We start from the raw sequence: 3,731 nt of genomic DNA, 5'->3' as shown, positions 1-3,731 counted from the left end.
GCTTGATAGTTCTAGCCAATGGCTTGATGTCAATCTGCCCAAAATGACAGCGAAAATATCTGACTTTAGCGACGCTCTCCCAGCAGAATCTAACCCCAATCCCCCCATTGACAAAGCTACTTTAGAGCGCATTTATGAACTAGAAATCAATCTTGGTAGCAAGGCAAGTGATAGCCAAGAAGAAAAAACTAAACTATCACCAATGGCGCAAAAACTGTATGAATACCTCACTAGAACGGAACGAATATCAGCTGATGTTAGAGAGTTTAAGGGCAATTTTAAAGTGGCTGGTGAAAGATTCACTGTTGAGCAAATCAAGGGCTGGATGTACGAAATTGTGGGGGCAGGATTGGCGGACTGGATAGCCGAGGGTGTTATCAAGCTCAATCAAATTTAACCGCTTAGAGTGTCCGCGTGTCTACTCCCAAAACCCCCTTTTTTCGCGGACACACCTACTCCAGACACTACAGACACTAAAGCTTGAAAGCCTTATACAGCATAGACACAGGAGGACACCAGCCGCAGACACCGCAGACACCAAATGTCTATCAAGTGTCTATTAAATGTCCGCTTTTCACTGTCCGTAGGATAGGATTGTTATATACGTTAGCCACTACATTTAGATGATTAACAGTTAAAGAGGTCTAAAAATGAAAACCGAACACGAACGCGAACAGTTAATCAACGCAATCAACGTACTGTTACATCAATCTTATGACAGTACTTTAGACGAGATTTACACACTACTCAAAAACATCGAAGATGAAGAGGACGAAAACGATTTAATCGCCTATCATGCTGCTAAAAGTGATGTAGAAAATAATAGTCTTATCGCCTGGGAAGACATGAAAAAGGAAATCGCTAATGAAAGAAAAAAGGACGTAGCGTGATCTACGAAGTTAAATTTACCAAGGGGGCGATAAAAATGTTTATCAAACTATCTCAACAATTGCTTGACCGCATACAAACCAAAATAGATGACTTAGCAATAGAACCACGTCCCAACGGAGTAAAAAAGTTAAAAGGTGAAGAAAATTCCTATCGAATTAGAGTAGGCGACTATCGCGTTATCTACGATATTTTCGATGATGTTTTATTGGTAAGTGTTGTGTCAGTCGGACATCGTAGCGAGGTATATAAAGATGAAAGTTGACCAGCAATAAAAAATTAGAGCGATCGCCTACAGCATAGTAGAAGAGATACGTTTATATATTCATAATCTGGCAGAGATGAATTATTGGCTCATGAAGTCAGAACCAGAAGTTTACAGCATCGCTGACCTTCAGCAGCAGCGCGAAACTATCTGGGACGGTGTTCGCAATTATCAAGCTCGTAATTATTTGCGTCAAATGCTCCCAGGAGACTTAGCTTTTTTCTATCACTCCAACACAAATCCTCCTGGTATTGCTGGGGTAATGCGTGTAGTGAAAACGGGTATTGCTGACCCGACCCAGTTTGACCCAAATAGTATTTACTATGACTCGAAATCAAGTCCCGAATTCCCTCGTTGGCAAACAGTTTTAGTCGAATTCGTTGAAACCTTTTCTAACCTCATCTTGCTATCAACACTCCGAGAGGAGTTTAACCCCGAAGAACTAATGGTGGTCAGACAAGGAAATCGGTTATCAGTGCTGCCTGTCCCTGAAGCAGTGACTAAGAAAATTCTGGCGATGAAAATCTCCTAAATATTCAAAATAAAGATAATTGTCCTGGCGATACATTTCCTCTGCGTCGGGTATGAAAACTCAGGTGACAAGCTGTGCATAAGGCATATAAGTTTTCTCGGCGATTATCCTCTGGCAAGAAATTTTTATGATGCACTGTTAATGTTAGCGCCATTCTAAGAGAACGGGAAAGTTCGGATGTATCATCACCTGGGCTAATGCACTGCAAGCCACACTTAGAGCAACGCCAGCCCATAGATTGCGCCTTTCCAATAACGTACATCATACCTGGGTAGGGGGGAGCATCAATCAAAATATTCACTTTGGAGCAAAATACTTCTTGCGGAAGTTGGTGGGTGTCATTTAGCTATGTAGAGTCTGTAAAATCGCTGCTTTGATAGCAAAATTGATATCGGCAAACTGATTCGCTTACTTCTGGCGATCGCCCCGCGCATACAAGTCATGATGTAAGAATTACTCACGGGGTCAACCCGACTAAAATATGATGATTAAACACCATGAGCAAACAATATAAAATCTATCTTGATGCTTGTTGTTTGAATCGTCCGTTTGATGACCAAACGCAATCCCGTGTTTATTTAGAAGCACAGGCAGTTATGACAATTCTGAGTCAATGTCAATCAGCGACTTGGAAACTTATCAACAGCAGTGCTTTAATCGCCGAATTAAACCAAACACCTGATTTAGAAAGACTACAAAACGTCAAAAAATTACTCGCCATTGCTAAAATTAAAGTTATTAATAGCACCTTCATTGAAAACAGAGCCGCCGAACTCCAACTCTTAGGATTCTCCAGCTATGATGCCACCCACATCGCCAGCGCCGAAAGAAGTCAGGCTGATGTATTTCTCACAACAGATGACAGACTCTTCAAAAAAGCTCAAAAAAACTCTCAATTAATTAACGTTTTGATTAATAATCCCGTTCAATGGCTGGCATTCGTAATACAAGCCGAGGAAAGTAATGATGAAAACCCAAAATGAAATTATCAAACAGGGCTACGATGCCTTAATCAATTCTTTGGGAGTTGCCGATACTATTCGGTTTATTCAATATTTCAGTCCCGGTAAAGGAGACTACACCAAAGAACGTCATCAATGGCTAGATGAAAAAACTTTGGCGGATGTGTTTGTGGAAATGAAAGAATTACCCGAAGACGACACCAGTCAATATGACGAAATTATTGAGTAGACGCAAGTCTCAGCAGATGAGCGATTCAATATCAGAACTTATCTAGAAAAAACTTAAAATATTGAATAGCTGGAGTTAAATATTGTAAATTCGCTTCAATGCAGAAGTGGCACAGCTAATTTATGAAGCCAGAACTTCATCGGGGTTAACACAGAAACAGCTTGCTGAACTTGTTGGCACAAAACAGCCTGTGATTGCACGGCTTGAAGATGCTGATTACGAGGGACACTCTCTTTCAATGCTGCAAAAAATCGCTCACGCTCTCAATCAAAGGGTAGTGATTCAGCTTGGGGTTTTTTGTACAAACCCTCGAAAAGGGGGATTAAGGAATTTAATCTTGAATGGTGCTTTACCTTAAAAGAAAGCGCAAACCTTTATAGAGCTATAGATTTGGGAGAGTATCATTAGTCCTTAGAGGATCTAAGAATTGCATTTTGAGACATAAAAAGAGACACAATACAGGAGTGTCTCAAAAAGTACAGTTTATGAGACACGTTGGGGGGAAAAGCTTTGCTAACAAAGATTTGAAGGCAATAATGCCAAACCTTGTTTTTACTATTCCCCCTTTTCGAGGGGACATACAAAAAACTCCAGCTTGCTCCAATAGAATATGAGCAAAGTGCATAGAGCCTTCTAGTAGCAATGAATACGTTGTTTAGAAACATGGTCAGTATACACCTGATTAAAACATTTGAATACTCAGGTATTTAAATGTCTGGATACCCAGATATTTGTACATTCAATTAGCCGTGTACCCAGGTTGCGATATTATGCTTTTATTTCTAGTGAGGAAAGTAACAGCATAATTAAGGTACTTCCCAAATTTATTAAGTATGAGTTCTGGAATGCCGACAT

7 protein-coding genes and 1 pseudogene are annotated in these 3,731 nt (G+C 40.2%); 7 read left to right on the top strand and 1 reads right to left on the bottom strand.

The features are described from left to right. The 4 genes and pseudogenes from ACEW80_RS04130 to ACEW80_RS04115 all read left to right on the top strand — a co-directional run. Window positions 1-397 (top strand): annotated as a pseudogene (locus ACEW80_RS04130) (hypothetical protein); the annotation flags it as partial. Between the two features lie 253 nt (window positions 398-650). Beyond that, window positions 651-890 carry a hypothetical protein gene (locus ACEW80_RS04125; protein ID WP_373525367.1) on the top strand — a complete coding sequence of 80 codons (240 nt, stop codon included), beginning with the start codon at window positions 651-653 and terminating at the stop codon, window positions 888-890. After that, on the top strand, window positions 887-1,153 hold the full coding sequence (locus tag ACEW80_RS04120) for a type II toxin-antitoxin system RelE/ParE family toxin (RefSeq protein ID WP_373525366.1): 267 nt from the start codon (window positions 887-889) through the stop codon (window positions 1,151-1,153). Before ACEW80_RS04125 ends, ACEW80_RS04120 begins: the two co-directional genes overlap by 4 nt. Before the next feature lie 76 nt (window positions 1,154-1,229). Next, window positions 1,230-1,685: an EVE domain-containing protein gene (locus tag ACEW80_RS04115; protein WP_373525365.1), complete on the top strand. Its 456-nt coding sequence runs from the start codon at window positions 1,230-1,232 to the stop codon at window positions 1,683-1,685. Window positions 1,686-1,689: 4 nt separating this feature from the next. On the opposite strand, the gene ACEW80_RS04110 is transcribed toward ACEW80_RS04115, so the two are convergent. After that, the gene (locus ACEW80_RS04110; RefSeq protein WP_373525369.1) at window positions 1,690-1,950 is read right to left on the bottom strand and encodes an HNH endonuclease; all 261 of its coding nucleotides are present in this window, start codon (window positions 1,948-1,950) and stop codon (window positions 1,690-1,692) included. Between the two features lie 232 nt (window positions 1,951-2,182). Between ACEW80_RS04110 and ACEW80_RS04105 the strand changes: the two genes are divergently transcribed. The 3 genes from ACEW80_RS04105 to ACEW80_RS04095 all read left to right on the top strand — a co-directional run bounded on the left by ACEW80_RS04105 (window position 2,183) and on the right by ACEW80_RS04095 (window position 3,234). Continuing rightward, window positions 2,183-2,668 (top strand): PIN domain-containing protein, encoded by a 486-nt coding sequence (locus ACEW80_RS04105; protein WP_373525364.1) that lies wholly within the window; start codon window positions 2,183-2,185, stop codon window positions 2,666-2,668. Beyond that, complete coding sequence (locus ACEW80_RS04100; protein ID WP_373525368.1) at window positions 2,652-2,876, top strand: hypothetical protein; 225 nt, start codon at window positions 2,652-2,654, stop codon at window positions 2,874-2,876. Before ACEW80_RS04105 ends, ACEW80_RS04100 begins: the two co-directional genes overlap by 17 nt. 106 nt (window positions 2,877-2,982) lie before the next feature. Further along, window positions 2,983-3,234, top strand: coding sequence for a multiprotein-bridging factor 1 family protein (locus ACEW80_RS04095; protein ID WP_373525363.1), 252 nt, complete (start codon window positions 2,983-2,985; stop codon window positions 3,232-3,234). Window positions 3,235-3,731 lie beyond the last annotated feature (497 nt).

It is taken from the genome of Nostoc sp., from assembly GCF_041747015.1.
Lineage (GTDB): Bacteria > Cyanobacteriota > Cyanobacteriia > Cyanobacteriales > Nostocaceae > Nostoc.
Note: the sequence above shows the minus strand (reverse complement) of the source record. Positions and strands in the feature narration are given on the sequence as shown.